The sequence below is a fragment of the Streptomyces amakusaensis genome (genome assembly GCF_039532665.1).
GTDB lineage: Bacteria > Actinomycetota > Actinomycetes > Streptomycetales > Streptomycetaceae > Streptomyces > Streptomyces amakusaensis.
This window is the reverse complement of sequence record NZ_BAAASB010000005.1, coordinates 35,405-53,454: the sequence shown is the minus strand read 5'-3', so window position 1 is coordinate 53,454 and position 18,050 is coordinate 35,405. Positions and strand designations below refer to the sequence as shown.

Genomic DNA, 18,050 nt, shown 5'->3' with positions numbered 1-18,050 from the left:
ACGGACGGGAAATGGTGTATTGCGAAGCTTCATCGCATACCGCTGCACCCGCGAGACCGTAAGAGGATGAGGCCCCGTGACCTTCAAGGCTGAGTACATCTGGATCGACGGCACCGCGCCGACCGCCAAGCTTCGTTCCAAGACGAAGATCCTCGCCGACGGAGCGGAGCTGCCTCTCTGGGGCTTCGACGGTTCCAGCACCAACCAGGCCCAGGGCGACGCGTCCGACTGTGTGCTGATGCCGGTCTTCTCCTGCCCCGACCCGATCCGCGGCGGCTCGGACCTGCTGGTGCTGTGCGAGGTCCTCAACACGGACATGACCCCGCACCCGTCGAACACCCGGGCGGAGCTGACCGAGGCCGGCCAGCGGTTCGCCTCGCAGGAGCCGATCTTCGGCATCGAGCAGGAGTACACCTTCTTCGACGGCGACCGGCCGCTCGGCTTCCCGGTCGGCGGCTTCCCCGCGCCGCAGGGCGGCTACTACTGCGGCGTCGGCGTGGACGAGATCCACGGCCGTGACGTGGTCGAGGCGCACCTGGACAACTGCCTCAAGGCGGGGCTCGGGATCTCCGGCATCAACGCCGAGGTCATGCCCGGCCAGTGGGAGTTCCAGGTCGGCCCGCTGCCGCCGGTCGAGGTCGCGGACCAGCTGTGGATCGCGCGCTGGCTGCTCTACCGCACCGCCGAGGACTTCGGGGTGTCGGCGACGCTCGACCCCAAGCCGGTCAAGGGCGACTGGAACGGCGCGGGCGCGCACACCAACTTCTCCACCAAGGTGATGCGCGAGGGCCCCGAGGGGTACGAGGCGATCATCACCGCCTGCGAGTCGCTCGGCGAGGGCTCCAAGCCGCTGGACCACGTCAAGAACTACGGCGCGGGCATCGACGACCGGCTCACCGGGCAGCACGAGACGGCTCCGTGGAACGAGTACAGCTACGGCGTCTCGGACCGGGGCGCGTCGGTGCGCATCCCGTGGCAGGTCGAGAAGGACGGCAAGGGCTACATCGAGGACCGCCGCCCCAACGCCAATGTCGACCCGTATGTGGTGACCCGTCTGATGGTGGACACCTGCTGCTCCGCGCTGGAGAAGGCCGGCCGCAGCTGACCCCGTATCAGTCCCGAGGGGGCGTCCGCCGATTCCGGCGGGCGCCCCCTCGGCCGTGCCACGAAGGGTTCTGTCCATCTGCTGGGACGGCCGTCCAAGGACGGAGAAGGATGAAGATCGTGTTTCCGGCGGATTGACGCGAGCGATGCATGGGCTGAGCGGGGCAGTTGTCGCACCGAGGCCGATTCCCGCTCCGGGCGGGCCCCAACTGGGCGCGAGTGTGACGAGATCGGCGTCTCGGTAAGTGAGAGTGACCCTCGTTCGCACAGTGTTCATCTGCTTCAATGAGCCCATGGCCAGCATGGAGAGTGTCGCGACAGGTCGCCACGACCTTGAGCCGTTCTGGCCGTCTCGGCAGCACCATGACTTCGATCGGGAGTGTTGCAGCGCGGTGAACGCGCAGGCCCTCTAAAGCCGATCTTCCGGCCTTCGGCCAGCGCGCACGACGTACGTCCGTCCTACCGACTTGACGACTCCTCCGCGTTGAAAGAGAGCTGACCTCTCATGGCGAACTCCCGCCCCCTCTCCTCGATTTCCGCCGGCAGCGCGGCCTCCGCCGCCACCGCCGCGACCGCCGCCGTGCACGCGGGGGCGCTGAATCCCGCCCGCCACCGTTTGCGGGCCATAGACCGCGACGAGGTGGTCCCGCAGGGCAGCCCGGTCGATGTGGCGGAGTTCCTGCCGCCGGGGGCGACCTGGCTGCCGGTGCCGCAGCACAGCGTCCCCGGGCTGCCGGGCCGGCCGCCGATGGTCGGCTATCTCGTCCTGGTCCCGGCCGACCAGCACCCGGCCGCCGCCGCGCAGCCCGCGCCCGCCGACTCCGACGGTTCGGACGGCTCGGCCGGGCCGGTGCGGATCGACATGGTGGAGCGTGTCGCGGTGGTCAACGACGAACCCCTCGACCTCACCTATCTCGAATTCGAGCTGCTGGCGCACCTGGTGGCGCACCCGCACCGGGTGCACACCCGGGACCAGCTGGTGACGACGGTCTGGGGGTACGGGCACGTGGGCGACGGACGCACCGTCGACGTCCATGTGGCACGGCTCCGCCGCAAGCTGGGGGCCGAGCACCGCCACACGATCCAGACCGTGCGGCGGGTCGGCTACAAGTACACCCCGTGAGCGCCGGTCCGGTCCCCCGCCCGGGGGACCGGACCGTACCTCCCGTGGCTACTGGCTCCGCGCCGCGCGGAACTTCGCGACCGCGCCGAGGGCGAGGTCGAGCGCCACGAACACCAGCAGGGTGATGCCCAGCAGCGGTACGAACCAGCCGATGAACACGGTGGCCGCGGCGAGCGGGAGCAGAACCGTCGCCGGAACCCTGCGCCAGGCCCCGCGCGGGATCGGACGGCCGCCGGTGAAGGTCCGCGCCTTGGTGGGCCTGCGCAGCCACCACATGCGGTAGCCCCACACGATGAGCAGGATGAGCGCGAGGGCGACGGCGGCCAGCGCGAGCTGATTGGCCAGTCCGAGGAAGACGCCCATGTGCGCGTCGATGCCGACGCGGGTGAGCTTGGCGAGCAGCGGATAGTCGGAGAACTGGAGCCGGTCGATGACCGTGCCGCTCGCCGGGTCCACGGCGACCGAGTCGAGGTGGAGGGGGTAGGTGGCGTCCGTCTCCTTGATCACATAGCCGGTGCCCTCCGAGGGCAGCGTGATCGCCAGCTTGTCGCCCCGGATCCCGGAGGCGCGCGCCGACTCCAGCGCATGGTCGATGCCGACGTCCGCGCCCCGGTGGGCCGCCGCGTCGCCGCCGCCGTGCCCCTCGTGGCCCTCGTGTCCGCCGCCGCCGTCTCCCGAGCCGCCCTCGATCGTCGCGGAGATCGCGGGGCTGGCCCCGCCGAGCTGGTCCTGCACCTTGCCGATGTTCTCCCCCGCGTACCGGGACCAGGTCAGTCCGGTGGCGGAGAGCAGCACCAGGCCGACCACGGCCCACAGGCCGACCGAGCCGTGCCAGGAGAGCGTCTTGCGGCGGCCCTTGGCACCGCGCTCGGGCAGCAGCAGCGCGCGCTTGGTGCGACGCCTGCGGCCCAGCCAGAGCAGCAGTCCGCCGAGGGCGACGACCCAGAGCCAGCTGGCGGCGATCTCGCTGTAGTTGCGGCCGAGGTCGCCCAGGTGGAGATCCCGGTGCAGCTCGTCCAGCCAGGTGCGCAGCGGGAGCGCGCCGGAGCTGCCGTAGGAGGGGAGCGAGCCGCGTATCTCGGCGGTGTACGGGTCGACGAAGACGGCGAGGGACTTGCCCTCCTCGACCTTCGGCGAGCTCATGAGGACGCGGGTGCTCGCGTCGTCCTCCGCGCCGGGCCACACGGCCGTCACCGTGCCGTCGGGGCGGGCCTCCTTCGCGGCCTTCACCTGCTCGGAGAGCGGCAGGGCGCGGTCGCCGACCGGGACCTGGAGCTCATGCCGGTAGACGATCTTCTCGGCCTGGAAGGAGAGCGCGTACAGCAGACCGCTCGCGGCGGCGATCAGCAGCAGGGGGCCGACCAGCAGGCCGGCGTAGAAGTGGATACGGAGGGCGAGGGGGCGCAGGGCGCTCCAGACGGAGGTGGAGCCGCCGGCGGCGGTGTCCTGCTGCTCGGTCTCGGTGCGGCCCTCTGCGGGCGCGTCAATGGCCATGGTGATCCTGGGGGGTCAGTGAAACTGGCATGGGGGAATGACCCCCAGGTCAGGCACTGTCAGTCGCGGTCAGTCGCGGTCAGGCGGCTGCTCCGGGGGCCGTGGCGCGGGGGACGGGGAAGCGCGGCGGGCCGCGCCGCACCAGGCTGTGCCCGAGGAGGAGATCGCGGCCGCGGGCGTTCGCGGGGCGCTCGCGGAGCGGTACGGCCGGGGCGGACGGCAGCGCCACGACGGCGAGCAGCAGCCGCAGCGGAGTGAAGGCGAAGGCCGCGACGGCTTCGGCGAGCCGCAGGAACGCCTTCTCGCCCCTGGCCAGCCAGAGACCGCAGACCGCGGCGGCGAGAAGGTGCGCGACCACCATCGTGACCGGCGACTGCCCGAGGAGGGCCGGGTCCGGCAGGGCCGCCTGGGCGGCGGCCCCGGTGTGGTGTCCGCCGCCGACGGGCGGCGGTCCGTGCGACTGGGTCCCGGCGAAGTAGAGGTGCAGCGCGCCCTGCCCCGCGAGGAGCCCCAGCCCGATCGAGACCGCTCCCCTGCGGCGGGCGGCGGCGAGCCAGCCGGCGGCGGCGGTGACGGGGAGGGCTCCGAGGAGGGCGGGGAGCGGAATGTCATGACCGGATGCGAAGGAGTGGCCCATCGCGGCCAGCGATACGCAGATCGCCGCGAAGAGCGCGGCGCGCAGCGCGCGCAGGGGCGACCGGGCATCTGTCATGGTGGGGACATGTTGCCATCCCGGGGGGTGGGAGCGGCAGGGGGGCGGCGGGATGTCTTTGCCGCCCCGCGGCGGTCCACAAACCGCTTGGGCTGGTGACCCGCGCCGTCCTATCGTGCCGGAATGAGCAACTCCGCCGCAGCCGCCGTCCTCACGACCCCCGATCTGCCCGAAGCCCTGCGCGCGGTGCGGTCCCTGCTGGCCGTCGCGGACAGCGCCCACGGCGAGGTCGACTTCGAAGCCGTGATCCGGTCGCCGGACGCCCTGGCCCGAGTCCTCGACGTCCTGCCCGGCCTCGACTGGTGGGCCCTCTCCGGCGACGGGCACGGCTCCTCGAAGGCCGGCGACGACCCCGCCGGCTGTCTGCCGATCCGGGTGTTCGACTGGGGGCGTCCCCTGGACAGCGCCGAGCCCTTCATCACCGCCCTGCGGCCGGAGGATTCGGCGGCCGTCCGATGGGACCTCGACGCCTGGCCCGCCGTCCCCGAAGCCGGGCTTGAATCGATCTCCCAGAAGTACGCCTACCTCACCCTCACGGTGAACTCCCGCGACCTCTACCAGGACGAGCCGTCCCAGGACCACACCGTCCACGTCCACTGCCGCGACCGGAACGGCGACCAGACCGCCCGTGTCCACTGGCTCGCCGACCGGGTGGGCGGCCGGTTCAGCGGCAGGGTGGAGCCGGCCCCTCTATGACCTCCTCCGCCGCCGCCCGCAGCGAGGGTCCGGACAGCGGATCGCCGTCACCGCACCACTCCACTCCACTCCCCCGAGCCTCGCACCTCGCGGGGGCTCGGTCGGGTCGGAGATGGCTCATCAGCGACGGTAGGTGACGGGCGGCGGGGGCACACTCCCGTCGTGACGACGTATGACCGCATCGGCGCGACCTACCATCACACGCGACGGCCCGACCACCGGATCGCGGCCAGGATCTACGCAGCGCTCGGCGACGCCGGGAGTGTCATCAATGTCGGCGCGGGTGCCGGCTCCTACGAACCACCGCAGACGGTGCTGGCGGTTGAGCCCAGTGCGGTGATGATCGCCCAGCGTCCGGCGGGATCGGCGCGGGCCCTTCAGGCGTCCGCCGAGTCGATCCCGGTGGCCGACGACTCGGCCGACGCGGCGATGGCCGTGCTGACCGTGCACCACTGGACGGATCTGGAGGCCGGTGTCGGGGAACTCCTGCGGATCGGCAGGCGGCGCGTCGTCGTCTTCACCTGGGACCAGGCGGTCTTCCGCAGGTTCTGGCTGCTGGACGAGTACCTGCCGGAGGTGGGCGAGTACGTCGACGCGCACTCCGTTCCGATCGGCCGGCTGACCGCGCTGCTGGGCGGCGGCACCCGCGTCGAGACGGTCCCGGTGCCGATCCCGTACGACTGCACCGATGGATTCGGTGCCGCTTTCTGGCGTCGGCCCGAGGCATACCTCGATCCAAAAGTGCGAGCGGGTATCTCGATGCTCGCCCAAACCGGCGAGGAGGTCCTCCGCCCGGGGCTGGCCCGGCTGTCCGGCGATCTGTCCTCCGGCAGCTGGCACGAGCGGCATGCCGAACTGCTCGACCGCGAAGCGCTGGACGTCGGCTACCGGCTTCTCGTGGCGGACCTCGGCGAAAGGGCACTCCGTGACCGCTGAGACCCCCCGCTGGGTCACGTCCTCCCACAGCAGCAACGGCGGCGCATGCGTGGAGGTGGCCGTCGGCCTCAGCGCCACCGGCACCGTCCCCGTGCGGGGACGGGTCGCCCTCGCCCGCAGCGCCCGGCTCAAGCGGGGATGACGCGCTCCCGGCGCAGGGTGTCGAAGAGGGCGGCGAACGAGGAGAGCGTGTCGGCGTGGCCGGTGAATCCGGCGGTCCGGCTGCGGGTGAGGTCGGTGAAGCATTCGACGGGGCGGTTGAGGTCGGCGTCGGTGTGCCACCAGGAGGCGACGCGGGTGATGTCCGGCTCGGCCAGGTTCTCGCGGGCGGCCAGCGCGCGCCAGGCGTCCGCGCGGCCGGACATCTGGTGTTCGAGGGGGCGGGGGCGTTCGGCGTACCCCTCGGGTTCGACCTTCAGCAGTTCGGCGATGCGGGGCCACATCCGGCGCCAGCGGAAGACGTCGCCGTTGGCGGTGTTGTACGCCTGGCTGGGCAGGCCGTCGGTGGTGGCGGCCCAGATCAGCTGGCGGGCGAGGAGGTCCGCGTCGGTCATGTCGGTGATGCCGTTCCACTGGACCTCGTTGCCGGGGAAGACGAAGGGCGTGCCCTCCGCGCGGGAGAGGGCGGCCTGGACGGCGAGGGTCATGCCCATGTTCATATGGTTGCCGACAGCGTGCCCGATGATCGTGTGCGAGCGGTGGACGCTCCAGGTGAAGCGGTGCCGTTCGGCGGCCTCCCAGAGTTCGTCCTCCTGGGCGTAGTAGAAGTTCGGGACCGGCAGGCGCGGCTCGCTCTCGCGGAAGGGGGTGTCGCGCGCTCCGGCGGCGTACTCCTCGAAGGGGCCGAGGTAGTGCTTGATCCCGGTCACCAGGGCGACATGGCGCAGTCGGCCGGAGCGGCCGGCGGCGTCCAGGACGTGGCGCACCATCGCCGCGTTGACGGCGATGTTCTCGGCCTCGGTCGGCCGGCGGCTCCAGGCGGTGAAGAAGATGTGCGTGGGGGCCAGTCCGGCCAGTGCGGCGGCCACGGACTCGGCGTCCGTGAGGTCGGCGCGTACCGTCTCGACACCGGCCGGCGGCGCTGCCGGGGCGCTTCGCGACAGGCTCACGACACGGCGGCCCTGTTGGGCGAGTTCCCGGCACAGGGCACGGCCCGCGATACCGGTTCCGCCGACGACGAGGGCGAGTTGCTTCATACTCATATGTACCTCTTTGTTCATGGTGTGCGGGCATGCCGAAGAGGCCGTCCGTACATGGGTGAGGTTGGTCGCCTATCGCGCGACGGGGGGTGTGATCGTGTCGAGGAGGCCGAGGGCGTCGGCCGATGCCGTGCCGGGTGCCGCCGTGAAGACTTCGAGGCGGCTGTCGCTGTCCGGCTGGAGCCACACCTGATAGGTCACGGCGATCTCCCCCACCGCCGGGTGGCGCAGCCGGCGGGTGCCGAAGGTGCAGTCGCGCACATGGCCGCTCGCCCACAGGTCCGCGAACTCCGGGCTGTCCGCCCGGAGCCGGTCCACGAGGGCGGCGAGTTCCCGGTCGTCCGGGTGGCGTCCGCGCACCAGACGGAGGTAGCCGACATGGGTCCTGGCGTGGGTCTCCCACTCCGCTTCCGCTTCCCGCACGCGCGGGTCGAGGAAGATCATCTCTGACATCGACGGGCGTCGCCCGGGGTCGCTGGGCGCCGCGAAGTCCAGGTGTCCCGCGAGCAGCGCGTGGCCGAGCCGGTTCCACGCCAGGACGTCACTGCGGCGGCCCAGCAGGACGGCCGGGAGGTGCGGCAGCGCGTCGAGGAGGGCGAGCGTGCGCGGATGCGGTGTCTCGGGATCCGCCTCGGATTCCGTTTCGCGGCGGGCCCGGCGGGAGGCCGCGGCCCTGGCCAGGTCGTGGAGATGGACCCGCTCGGTTTCGTCCAGGCGCAGGGCGCGGGCGAGACCGTCGAGAACGGAGTCCGAGGCGTTCTGGTCCTGCCCCTGCTCCAGCCGGGTGTAGTACGCGACACTCACCCCCGCGAGCCGGGCCACCTCGTCCCGCCGCAGCCCCGGCACCCGGCGGCCCGTGTGCCCGGTGACGATGCCGACGCTGTCCGGGGCGATCCCGGCGCGCCGGGCGTAAAGGAAATCCCCCAGTTCGTTCGCGTTCATACGGCGAGCCTACGTCCGCCGACGCCGCGATCGACCGGCTCTGGGTGTCCCTGTCAGGGTTTGGCTGAGCCTCCGGGGAGCGGAGGAAAGAAATTGCTTCCGCCCCTTCATTCAGTTGTGCGATGCGGTATTTCATGGCTTCTCCGAGGGGCCTATACGGTCCGGATTCATGGAATGGGATTTCCAGACGGCGGAAATACTCCTGGCCGCTTTACGTGCCGGTGAGGTGACCTCGGCGGAGCTGACCGAGGGGGCGATCTCCCGTATGGAGCGGTACGCCGGGGCGGTCAACGCGATCTGCGTGCCGGACTTCGACCGCGCGCGGGCCGCCGCGCGATGCCGACCGGGCGCGCGCCCGGGGTGAGGGCCGGCCGCTGCTCGGCGTTCCGGTGACGGTCAAGGAGTCGTACGACATCGCCGGGCTGCCCACGACCTGGGGCATGCCGCCGCACCGGGACCATGTGCCGGGCGAGGACGCCTTGCAGGTGTCGCGGCTCAAGGGCGCGGGCGCGGTGGTGCTCGGCAAGACCAATGTGCCCCTGGGGCTGCGGGATCGGCGGTTCACTGCGCACCCCCGCGCATTTCTGCGGTGTCCACGCCCACAAGCCGACACTCGGGCCGGCGGCGGCGCGCGGCACGGTCTTCAGCCATCGCGACTGGATCGAGGCGAACGGCCGTCGTGAACTCCACCGCCACGGCCGGCGGCGGCTCTTCGCCGAGTTCGACGCCGTGGTGTGTCCCGTCTCGCCCACTCCCGCGTTCCCGCACGACCACGCCCCCGATCCGCTGGAACGCCGGATCGACATCGACGGCGTCGAGTACCCCTATCTCGACCAGCTCGTCTGGGCCGGTGTCGCCACCATGCCCGGCCTGCCCGCCACCGCCGTCCCTGCGGGCCGGTCCCCCGAGGGCCTGCCGGTGGGAGTGCAGCTCATCGGCCCGATGTTCGAGGGCCGCGCCCCGCTGCGGCTGGCCGAGCTGCTGGAGCGGGAGATCGGCGGCTTCCGGGGACCGGAGCAGGTCCGGGCCCCTTCGGCCGTCCCGTCGACCGGCCGGATATCGTCGCCGGATGCCCGAAACTCCCGAGAAGCCCGACTCCGTGCCGACCGCCTGGCGGGAGTGGCAGGACGCCCCCTGGGGCCGGCTGCGCTACGCGGTCGCCGAAGCGAACCTGGTCCGTGATCTGGACACTCCGGGTGACGGGCGGCCCTCGCGCGTACTCGACCTCGCCGGCGGGGACGGCGGCGACGCCGTACGCCTCGCCGCCCGCGGACACCACGTCACCATCGTCGACCACGCCCCCGCCATGCTCGCCGCCGCGACCGAGCGGGCCTCGGCGGTCGGTCTGGCGGAGCTGATCACATGTGTGCGGGCCGATGTGACCGCCCTGCCCGCCGGCCTCGGCGAGGGCGGGTTCGACGCGGTGCTGTGCCACAACCTCCTCCCGTACATGGACGACGTACCGGGCACCCTCGCCACGGCCCTCGCCCCGCTGAAGCCCGGCGGGCTGCTCTCGGTGATGGCGATCAACCGGCACTCGGCGGCCCTGAACACCGCCGTCCGCGAGATGGACCCCGCCGCCGCACTGGCCGCGCTCGACACCGACCGGGCCCGGACCCGGATGTTCGACTCGGCGCTGACCCTTCACACCGCCGAGGAGATCATCCCCGTACTGCACGGCCTCGGCTGCCAGAACGTACGTCACTACGGCATCCGCAGCTTCTGCGACTACATCACCGACGACGCCCTGAAGCACGACCCGGCGTTCTACGCCGACCTCGAACGGCTGGAACTCGCCACCACCGCGCGCCCGCCCTACATGCACACCGCCCGGCTGTTCCAACTGACCGCGCGCAAAGCGGGAACGGGAACGGGAACGGAGACGGGACGACGGGACGGATGACCGCCCGACACCGGCTGCCCCGCTACCGCTCCACCGTCTCCAGTTCGGACAGGGGAAATCCCTCGGGCGGCGAACCCTCGGCGAACAGAATCCCCAGCCGCACCTTCCCCTCCCGTATCTTCCGGGCCCGCCGGTACTCCGGGGAGTCGTACCACTCCCGTATCCGGTCCATGTCGGGAAACTCCAGGAGCACGAACCGGGAGGACTCCCAGGTCCCTTCGACGGGTTCGGGGGTGGGGCCCGCGACCAGATAACGGCCGCCGTGGTCGAGAACGGTGCTCCGTGCTGCGGTCGCATAGGCCAGACCGGCCTCCTGGTCGAGCACATCGACGTTGACGATGACGTAAGCAGGCATCAGATTCCCCGTTCCGTTGGACACGGCGTGCACTGTTGTCACACCGAGACTACTGACCCCTCCCGCCCCACCCGTCGGAATCAGCCTCGCCGATCACCTGGTAGCCCTGGGCCCGCTCGTCGCCCTGTGGGTGGACGCCCCATTTGATCTCCACGGCCTCGCTGTGCCGAGGATCGGACGCGTCCTTGAAGTGGCCCATGAGCCACCCCCGGTCGAGTGCCGCGTCGCTGTCCTCGGGTGAGGCGAGCGGGTTGGCCAGCAGTCGGGTGTTCTCCTCAAAGATTTCCTCAGCCCGGGGTAGGAGAGCCGGGCCCGGCTGGTCCCTGGGCACACATCGAGCGTCGGCGTTCCGGCCGGGCCTTGCGGTCGGTGAGGAGCAGGGAAGACGGGCAGCTTCACGCCCCGGTGGGCCGGACCGGTCGACGCGGGCTCGTCGGCGAACCCCCCACGTCGTCAACGAGATCCGGTAGATCCGCGCGGAGGACTTCGCGATGCCCCCGCCGGTGAGGTACCGCTCGACCGCCGCGGTGTACGTGGCCGGAGGTGCTGACAGAGGCGCCTCCCGGCGCGCGGCAGCCGGAGCGCTTCTCCCGCCCACGAGTTCGGACACTGATTCGATGCGCACGCCTCGCCCCGGCGGCCAGAATGCCCCGCCACCAGCCCCAGCGACCTCAGGGTTCACCACCGGCAGAACCATACGAGCCGCGATGGAACAGAAGTGCCCCCTCGCCCTCACCTACGGCGGCAGCGATGACCCGGCCGATGACGATCAGGTGGTCTCCGCCGCCGCAGACGTCCTCAATGGTGGCATCCAGCCAGGCGGCAGTCCCTGCCAGCCGAGGGGAGTCGGTGCCGAGTGCGCAGGTGTACTTGACGCCGTCGAACCGTTCGACGCCCCGCTCGGCGAAGGACTGGGCGATCTTCTCCTGTCCTGCGGCAAGTACGTTGACGCAGAACGCGCCAGCTTCCCGGATCAGCGGCCACGTGCTTGAGGACCGGGAGACGTTGAAGGAGACCAGCGCCGGGTCCAGGGACAGCGAGGTGAAGGACTGACAGGTGAACCCCACCGGGCCGGACCCGGTTGCGGCAGTAATGACGGTGACACCGGTGGGGAACCTTCCGGCCACGGAGCGGAAGACGGAGGAGTCGATCACCGGCCTTGTGCTCATCACAGAGCCTCACGGGTCAGGGAACGGGAGCGCAGCACCGGCCAGGCCGCGAAAGAGATCACGGCCATCACTCCGAAGTAGTTCCAGGTTCCGCTGCCAAGCAGTGCACCGCCGAGGACGGGGCCGGCGAAGAATCCCAGGTATCGGAGTTCCAGAGCCCCGAAGAAGGCCCCCTTCTCCTCGTTCGGCGCGATGCGGTGGGTGATGAGGTCAGCCATTGGCATAAGGATTGCCTCGCCGACAGTCCAGGCGAACACACCGGCCAGCAGCACCCACAGACGTCCCGCCGACACCCCCCAGCAGGCGAAGGAGACGGCGAACCCGGCACATCCCACCGCCGCCTGCGCGGGTATGGACATGCGTCGTGCGAGCCATGCCGCCGGCCACTGGTAGACAAAGCCGAGGATGGCATGCACGGCGAAGACAACCGCGAACAGCGTGGGCGCACCGTCTCCGGCCTCACCCTTGAGGTAAAGGGGGATCATGGATTCGAATTGGGCGAAGACCAGGGTCACCAGCACGGACGAGAGCAGCACTAGTCGGAACCGGCCGTCGCGCAAAGACCGCGTCCACGCCCAGCGCACCCTGTGAGCGGCCTCGGACCGGACATCCAGCGCCCTCAACGCGTCCCGCCTGGCATGCACCAAGACCAGGCAGAGAACGAACAGGACCGCGGAGACCCCGAACAGGGCACTACGGGAGATGTTGTAGGCGGCGGCGCCCAGCAGCGGGCCGAGCGCGGCACCGACCGACAGGGTCATGAACCGCATCCGGAACACCAGCTCTCCGCCCTCTCCTGCGGCGAGGCTCATGAGCTTCTTCAAAGACGGCCCGACCAGCATCAGCGCGCCGCCCAGGCACACGATCAGAGGCAGCACCACCACTGGCGCGGTGACCACGGCGAGTGCCGCACCCAGCACCGTGTAGAGGGCGAAACCGGCCCTCAGCAGACTCCCGGCTCCGGCCCGGTCGGTGATCACACCTCCGGCGAGAGCGCCCGCAGCGCCGACCAGTGCGATGGACCCGGTGAACGCGCCGATCGCAGCCGGCGGCAGAGTGGTGATGTCGGCAAGGTAGAGCGCGAGGAAGGGCATCATGGAGAAGAAGCCCACGGAGTTGATCAGGGAGCAGACCACAAGGATCCTCACGGTCCTGTCCGCCATGAGCTGCTTGAAGCCTGCCTGCGCTTGGGTGGGTTCTGTCATCAGGCGACCTGCTGCGTCTCTTCCCGCATCTGCGCCCACAGCACCTTGCCCGCCTGCGTGAACGCCGTCGAGGGTTCGCTTTCTATCTCGTCCAGGCCCTTCTTCAGCAGACCGGCGTTCGTCCGGGTCAGCTCGCCATGGATCTCCAGGCCGGTCTGGGCGTACGCGCGGCGGTGGAAGGCGGTGATTCGGGCGAAGGCATGGACGGCCATGAGCATGCCCCACAGAGGGCGCTCGTCCTTGCGGACGGGGGAGTTGAACGTGGCTCCTTCGGCGACGGTCACCAAGGGGTCGAGTTCGAGGATCAGCATCAGCCGCAGGTGGGAGTTCTCGTGCAGCAGGTGCTCGGCGGTGTAGTGGATGGCGTCGAAGGGCTGCGCTGCTTCGGAGAGGAACACCGCTCCCATCAGGACCGCCTCGGTGAAGGAGGAGTGGAACTGGGAGGCGTAGGGCACGAACAAGCGGGTGTAGGACCGGATCTCGGAGGCGAGTTCGGGCCACACGTCCTGTATCAGGGCGAAAGCCCGGGAGATGTCGGCGATGTTCCTTTCACTGACGTCCCGTACGGAGAGGTCGGAGCGGGGATAGCCGGGCTGCGGTTCGTGGGAGTTCATCGACGTGAAGTGGCGGGTGATCCACGAGTCGGTGTTGTCGATCTCGATGTCGGTTCCGGTGATGACCGGCCGCCGCGCGCGCAGCGTGTTCCCCAGACGGGGCTCGCCCTTGCCGAGGATGTAGGAGGTGGGGAGGATTGCGGAGCCGTTGAGGATGGCCCCGTCGCCGCGTTCGTCGATCATCAGTCGGTCCACGGCGGTGTCGAAGATCAGATGGTGCCGCTGGCCGGGAAATCGCACTTCGGTGGCCGGCTCGGGCAGGACCAGTTCGGTGCCTGTGGCGTTCGATCCGGGGCCGACGGCGTAGGGGAGTGCGACGAACCGTGCGAAATGCCCGGACCAGGTGCGGACGAAGTCGGCATCTCTGCGCTGAGCCGCGAGCATCAGTTGCCGCCACAGATAGGGGAAGAACGGGTGGGAGAGGATGCGGTGGGTCTGGCTGTCGTCCAGAGCGGCGAACCGCTGCCCCCATAGCGCCAGCTCGGTCTCGGTCTGCTCTCCTCCGAGCTGCCCAAGCCGCTTGGTCACTTTGGGAACGGAGGCGCGGAGCTTGGCCACATAGGCGTCCAGGACGGGATCGTTGTCCTGAGCGAGAGCCAGCTCGCCGCCGAGGAAGTCGGTGCTGCTCATGGTGGTGTCCTCTTGGTAGGTGGGATGGCGCGGGTCCTACAGTCCGCGTCGGCGAAGGAAAGGCTCGATACGCGGCTGACCGAGACCAGTGAGTTCGCGGAACATGGCCATCGCGTCGCGGGATCCGCCTGCGGCGAGCATTGGGCGGAACAGGTCGCCGGCCGCGCGCGTGAGGCCGCCGCGCTGCTCCAGTGCCTCGACAAGGTTCGCGGCGATGATCTCCGACCACAGGTAGGCGTAGAAGCCGGCGCCGTAGGGCCCGTGGAAGACGTGGTCGAAGTAGCCGGAGCGGTAGCGGGGCGGAATCTCGGTCATCGCGTCCAGGCCCCAGCGGGCAGCACCTTGCGCTTCGATCTGCGCGGCGTCCCAGCCGACCTCCCTGTCGGGGAGGGTGTGCCAGGCCCAGTCGACCGCGGCTGCGCCCAGAATCTCCACCAGCATGTGTACGCCGGTGCTGTGCTGCCTGCCGAGATGTTTGATCCACTCCTGGGCGAGGGGCTGTCCGGTGAGGTGGTGCCGGGCGTAGTGACCGAGGAGATTTTCGCGGAAGGCCCAGGTCTCATGGACCTGGGCCGGTGCCTCGGAGAAGTCGCGGGGAACGCCGGGGGCCGAGTGCGCCGGGTACCGGACGTTGGAGAGTAAGGCGTGCAAGGCGTGCCCGAACTCGTGGAAAAGGGTCACGATCTCGGATGTTTCAAGCAGGCAGGGTCGCCCGGGCCCTGGCGGGGCGATGTTGAAGGTGTTCACCACGACCGGCCGGGCCGCGGTGGCGTGCGCCTGGGGGCGGAGCATCCCGGTCCACGCGCCGCCTCGTTTGCCCGGCCGGGTATGGGCATCGACCAGATAGAGGCCGACCGGGTTGGCGTTCTCGTCTGTGACGTCGAAGACGCGGGCTCCGGGGTGGTGGGCTGTGATGTCGTGCCGCTCGGTGAATTCCAGCCCGTACAGGATGCGCGCACTGTGGAAGAGGCCGCGGGTGATGACGGAATCCAGTTCGAAGTACACGCGGAGGTCTTCCGCTGCCGGCCTGGAGCCTTCCCCGGGCTCCGCTGCCGCGTGGTGGGACCAGTCCCATGCCTGGATCGGGTGTCCTGCTGCAGCCTCCAGAGCCCGCCGCTCTTGTTGTGCCGCGCGCAGGAGCGGCTTGGCCAGGCGGTGGAACATGGCCTCCACCGCGTCCGGAGTGCCCGCTGTCTGCTCCTCCGTCGCCCACGCCGCGAATGTCGGATAGCCCAGGATGCGGGCTTGGCGGGCTCGCAACAGCGCGATCCGCGCGGCCCGCTCCTCATTTCCCACACCGCGGCCGAGCGATTTCTCCAGCAGGAGCCTGCGGGTTTCGCGGTCTTGAAGGTGAGCCAGCGCCGGCTGGCTGGTGGACGAGGCGAGAGGCAGCACGTACCAGGAATCGGGTTCCCCTCTCCGGGATGCCTCCTCGGCCGCGGCAGCTATCTGGTCGCCCGGCAGGCCGCGCAAGGCGACATGGCCTTCCACTGCCAGGGCGTGGGCATGCGCGTTTCGGATCAGTTCCTGCCGGTAGGCGGCGCACTCACGGGAGAGTTCCCGGTTCACCGCGCCCAGTTCACGGACGGCCTCGGCGGGCAGCATGACCCCGGCCCGCCGCCCACGCCGCCACCAGAACTCGGTCAGTGCATGCGCCTGGGGGTCAGTGATCCGGTCGCGCTGGGCGTAGACGGCGTCGATGCGGGAGACCAACCGCTGGTTACGGAGGATCCTGCCCTCGTGGCGGGAGAGGAGAACCGCGATGTCCTGCTCCAGCCCGGTCAGCTCTGCACAGCCTCCGGCGGTCACTTGATGGGTGAACGCGTCGTGGATGTACTGCACGCGCGCGCCGGAGAGCTCGACCGCCTCGATCGTGTTGGCGAAGTCGGGGGGCTCCGCACTGTCCGCGATGGCAATGATGCGGCTCTCGCGCTCGGCGATGGTCTTCTCCAGCGCCGGCACATAGTGCCTGGGGAGGATGTCGGCGAACGGCTGGATCCCGTACTCGCCGGGGTGCTGAAGGAGCGGGTTCGGCCTCAACGAACCTCCTCCATGCGGGCGGCGAGTTCGTGCACGGCCCACTCCTTCAACGGGGAGAGCGCTTCGGTGATGCATATGTCCCGCAGCAGAATCAGCGGAGACAGAGCCCGCCGGTCAAGCACGGCCGACACCACCAGTCCGGCATAGGCGTGCTCGGCCTCATCCAGTCGAATGGAACAGCGAGCGGCCTGGCAGTGCGCGTAGGAGGCGTACGGCGCGCCCAGGCGGGCTGCGGTGTTGTAGGCGTCGCGGGCCTCAGCCACGCGGTTCTCGCCCATGAGGAAGTCGGCCAGGCGTACGTGCGCCTTGGGGTCGAGAGGGTCCCACTCTGTCATGCGCCGGTAGAACTGCTCCGCACCGTCGATATCTCCGCGGGCCTTCGCCGAGCGTCCGGAGGTCTCCAGAACGGGGTGGACATTCTCCAGTGCCAGCAGCCGGGTATCAGCGTCCGCGGCCTCTACCGCTTCCATGGCGTACTTCTCCGAGAGTTCCAACTGCCGTTTGACCTCGGCATGGTTTCCCTCGAAGAACGGGATGAACGCGACACCGCGCCAGTAGATGGAGGCATGCAGGGGCTCCATCTCCTTCCCTGCCCGGGCAGCCACCGCATCGGCCGCCTGAAGCCAGTGCCGCATGTCCGCCAGCGCCTTGTCCTTCTCCCCCTTCGCACACAGCACGATCATGTGGGCGGCGGCCCCGTACCGCACGGCCGGGTCGAAGTCCTCGCTTCGTGCGATGGTCTCCATTGCGCTGCGAGCCTGCACGAATGCCGCCGCCGCACTCCTGGCGTCCGGAGCGAGCTGCGCGTCGGCGTTGTGCCGGAAGTAGGCCAGTCGCAGGCCGTCGAGGCTGCTGCCGCCTCCGCCGGCCGGCACGAGGTCGGCGACGGTGTTCCAGAAGCCCAGCTTGGCCAGTGCGGTCACCAGACGCGAGCGGTCGGGAGTGGACAAGTCGCGCCAGTGGTCAGCCATGTCGCACAGTTGATTCCAGGGTGCCGACCTCATGGCCTTGGGCAGGTCGCGGGGGTCGTCCGGGTTGGGTTGCGTGGGCTGCTCGGCCTTCAGGGCTTCGCGCAGCAGCCCGAGGGAAGCGATCTGGTAGACCGGGATGGGCAGGCCCTCGGCCAAGCGACGGCCGACGTCAGCAGTGCACTGGGCGTGCAGGGGGCCGCCGGAGGTCTCCAGGTCGAAGTACGAGGCGAGAAGTTCACGCGAGTGAGGCGTCGGCTCAGGGACGAAGGCGCCCTGCGGTGGCTCTTCCATCGGCCGGTCCAAGTGCTGGATGATCCCCTTGGTTCGCAGAAACTTCTCCACCGGCAACTCCCCTTTCTGATCTTCCTGGACAATGTCAAGCGTGATGGCCGCAAAGGGAGAATTACCCCCCTCGCGGCCATCAGCAGCCCGCCTATCGCCAGGCGAGCAAAAGTCATCTGATTGGAAATCAGACAGCCGGGGCGTAGTAGGCCACACCCGAGACCGTGAGGCCGAACTCCTCGGCCAGCTCGTCGGCCTCGACCTCAATCTCGGTGATCTGCTCGGCGTTCATATCTGAACCTCCTGAAATGAGGGACACCTCCGGGGACCCGGAAGTGCCTCGAATGTATGGTCCAACCCGAGAGAGGCTCAAGTATTTCCCCATTATCACCAGTTGCGGAATGCTTGACTCAGACCGCACCGCAACAAGAGGTCCCGTTCCAGTTGACCACTGCCAGGGGAGATCGGATAACGGAACATCCTGGTTGCGAATCAGGGGGATCTGGGGATGAGAGGCTGAGACAGGCCAATACGCCGTGATGAACCCACGGCGACAGAGAAATTGATCTACCCGGAAGTCCTTCGCCAAGAGCCCCCTCGCCGACTTCCCCGACCTCATCGCGGCCGGCCGCAGTGCCCGACGGCCTGCCCATCGGGCGACTCCATGTCCAGGCG

Annotated in this window: 16 protein-coding genes and 2 pseudogenes; 7 read left to right on the top strand and 11 right to left on the bottom strand. The window is 69.8% G+C overall.

All coding sequences use genetic code 11. The features are described from left to right. Nucleotides 1-76: 76 nt before the first annotated feature. Both glnII and ABD371_RS10175 read left to right on the top strand, forming a co-directional pair. Nucleotides 77-1,105, top strand: coding sequence for a glutamine synthetase (glnII, locus tag ABD371_RS10180; protein ID WP_344475099.1), 1,029 nt, complete (start codon nucleotides 77-79; stop codon nucleotides 1,103-1,105). Between the two features lie 504 nt (nucleotides 1,106-1,609). Beyond that, nucleotides 1,610-2,227 (top strand): winged helix-turn-helix domain-containing protein, encoded by a 618-nt coding sequence (locus ABD371_RS10175; RefSeq protein WP_344475097.1) that lies wholly within the window; start codon nucleotides 1,610-1,612, stop codon nucleotides 2,225-2,227. Between the two features lie 48 nt (nucleotides 2,228-2,275). Here the strand turns inward: ABD371_RS10175 and ABD371_RS10170 are convergent, their stop codons facing one another. Together ABD371_RS10170 and ABD371_RS10165 are read right to left on the bottom strand one after the other, a co-directional pair. After that, a complete protein-coding gene (locus ABD371_RS10170) occupies nucleotides 2,276-3,721 on the bottom strand; it encodes a PepSY-associated TM helix domain-containing protein (RefSeq protein ID WP_344475095.1) in 1,446 nt (481 codons plus the stop codon). Nucleotides 3,722-3,800: 79 nt separating this feature from the next. After that, complete coding sequence (locus ABD371_RS10165) at nucleotides 3,801-4,433, bottom strand: hypothetical protein (protein WP_344475093.1); 633 nt, start codon at nucleotides 4,431-4,433, stop codon at nucleotides 3,801-3,803. A gap of 123 nt (nucleotides 4,434-4,556) precedes the next feature. On the opposite strand from ABD371_RS10165, the gene ABD371_RS10160 reads away from it, so the two are divergent. The 3 genes and pseudogenes from ABD371_RS10160 to ABD371_RS10150 form a co-directional block, all read left to right on the top strand. Continuing rightward, nucleotides 4,557-5,129, top strand: coding sequence for a hypothetical protein (locus ABD371_RS10160; RefSeq protein WP_344475091.1), 573 nt, complete (start codon nucleotides 4,557-4,559; stop codon nucleotides 5,127-5,129). A gap of 162 nt (nucleotides 5,130-5,291) precedes the next feature. After that, a complete protein-coding gene (locus tag ABD371_RS10155; RefSeq protein WP_344475089.1) occupies nucleotides 5,292-6,065 on the top strand; it encodes a methyltransferase domain-containing protein in 774 nt (257 codons plus the stop codon). Beyond that, nucleotides 6,055-6,162: pseudogene (locus tag ABD371_RS10150) on the top strand (DUF397 domain-containing protein); the annotation flags it as partial. The gene ABD371_RS10155 and the pseudogene ABD371_RS10150, both read left to right, overlap by 11 nt. A 31-nt stretch (nucleotides 6,163-6,193) precedes the next feature. On the opposite strand, the gene ABD371_RS10145 reads toward ABD371_RS10150, so the two are convergent. Beyond that, nucleotides 6,194-7,267, bottom strand: a complete 1,074-nt coding sequence (locus tag ABD371_RS10145; RefSeq protein ID WP_344475087.1) for an SDR family oxidoreductase — start codon at nucleotides 7,265-7,267, stop codon at nucleotides 6,194-6,196. A 69-nt stretch (nucleotides 7,268-7,336) separates the two neighbouring features. Continuing rightward, complete coding sequence (locus ABD371_RS10140) at nucleotides 7,337-8,206, bottom strand: helix-turn-helix transcriptional regulator (protein ID WP_344475085.1); 870 nt, start codon at nucleotides 8,204-8,206, stop codon at nucleotides 7,337-7,339. 169 nt (nucleotides 8,207-8,375) lie between these two features. On the opposite strand from ABD371_RS10140, the pseudogene ABD371_RS10135 reads away from it, so the two are divergent. Further along, a pseudogene (locus tag ABD371_RS10135) lies at nucleotides 8,376-9,223 on the top strand (amidase family protein); the annotation flags it as partial. A gap of 52 nt (nucleotides 9,224-9,275) precedes the next feature. Next, a complete protein-coding gene (locus tag ABD371_RS10130) occupies nucleotides 9,276-10,109 on the top strand; it encodes a methyltransferase domain-containing protein (RefSeq protein WP_344475083.1) in 834 nt (277 codons plus the stop codon). A gap of 22 nt (nucleotides 10,110-10,131) precedes the next feature. Here ABD371_RS10130 and ABD371_RS10125 read toward each other — a convergent pair whose 3' ends face one another. The 7 genes from ABD371_RS10125 to ABD371_RS10095 all read right to left on the bottom strand — a co-directional run bounded on the left by ABD371_RS10125 (nucleotide 10,132) and on the right by ABD371_RS10095 (nucleotide 17,435). Next, complete coding sequence (locus ABD371_RS10125; RefSeq protein ID WP_344475081.1) at nucleotides 10,132-10,488, bottom strand: DUF1330 domain-containing protein; 357 nt, start codon at nucleotides 10,486-10,488, stop codon at nucleotides 10,132-10,134. Nucleotides 10,489-10,513: 25 nt separating this feature from the next. Continuing rightward, complete coding sequence (locus tag ABD371_RS10120; RefSeq protein WP_344475793.1) at nucleotides 10,514-10,795, bottom strand: hypothetical protein; 282 nt, start codon at nucleotides 10,793-10,795, stop codon at nucleotides 10,514-10,516. 340 nt (nucleotides 10,796-11,135) lie between these two features. Further along, nucleotides 11,136-11,618 carry a flavin reductase family protein gene (locus ABD371_RS10115; protein ID WP_344475079.1) on the bottom strand — a complete coding sequence of 161 codons (483 nt, stop codon included), beginning with the start codon at nucleotides 11,616-11,618 and terminating at the stop codon, nucleotides 11,136-11,138. A 14-nt stretch (nucleotides 11,619-11,632) separates the two neighbouring features. Continuing rightward, nucleotides 11,633-12,877 carry an MFS transporter gene (locus ABD371_RS10110; protein WP_344475077.1) on the bottom strand — a complete coding sequence of 415 codons (1,245 nt, stop codon included), beginning with the start codon at nucleotides 12,875-12,877 and terminating at the stop codon, nucleotides 11,633-11,635. After that, complete coding sequence (locus ABD371_RS10105) at nucleotides 12,838-14,082, bottom strand: aKG-HExxH-type peptide beta-hydroxylase (RefSeq protein WP_344475075.1); 1,245 nt, start codon at nucleotides 14,080-14,082, stop codon at nucleotides 12,838-12,840. Before ABD371_RS10105 ends, ABD371_RS10110 begins: the two co-directional genes overlap by 40 nt. Before the next feature lie 36 nt (nucleotides 14,083-14,118). Beyond that, nucleotides 14,119-16,122, bottom strand: a complete 2,004-nt coding sequence (locus ABD371_RS10100; RefSeq protein WP_344475073.1) for a M3 family metallopeptidase — start codon at nucleotides 16,120-16,122, stop codon at nucleotides 14,119-14,121. Beyond that, nucleotides 16,119-17,435 (bottom strand): tetratricopeptide repeat protein, encoded by a 1,317-nt coding sequence (locus ABD371_RS10095; protein ID WP_344475071.1) that lies wholly within the window; start codon nucleotides 17,433-17,435, stop codon nucleotides 16,119-16,121. The genes ABD371_RS10100 and ABD371_RS10095 overlap by 4 nt, the downstream gene beginning before the upstream one ends. Nucleotides 17,436-18,050: the final 615 nt, after the last annotated feature.